Source organism: Paenibacillus sinensis, from assembly GCF_019904155.1.
In the GTDB taxonomy this organism is placed as follows: Bacteria; Bacillota; Bacilli; order Paenibacillales; family Paenibacillaceae; genus Paenibacillus_AQ; species Paenibacillus_AQ sinensis.
This window is the reverse complement of record NZ_JAHCMB010000093.1, coordinates 1-277: the sequence shown is the minus strand read 5'-3', so window position 1 is coordinate 277 and position 277 is coordinate 1. Positions and strand designations below refer to the sequence as shown.

The 277-nt window shown below is 36.8% G+C and carries 1 protein-coding gene; it reads right to left on the bottom strand.

Going from position 1 to position 277, the window contains the following annotated elements; genetic code table 11:
- Window positions 1-277 (bottom strand): hypothetical protein (locus KIH86_RS10625; RefSeq protein WP_223110453.1); only part of this gene is annotated, 277 nt, incomplete at both ends.

Below are 277 nucleotides of genomic sequence, written 5' to 3'. Positions count from 1 at the left end.
GCTTTAACAAGAGATTCTTCTGCTTTTATTAAACTGGCTGCTTTCCCAGCCTTACCTAGACCACCTAGTGGCCCAATGAAAACAGCTGATGGATCAGTCAATGTTTGAAAATCCGAACTTAGTTTAAGCCAATTTTGAAGTACTCCTCTCGCCCATCCCATAGTTCCAGGTGTATTTTCTTCATAATGGTATCCAGTAGCCATATTGAATAAATACTTAAAATAGTTATTATCTTCATTATTAGGAACCCAAAACTTTTGTGCTTCTTGTCCTAAAA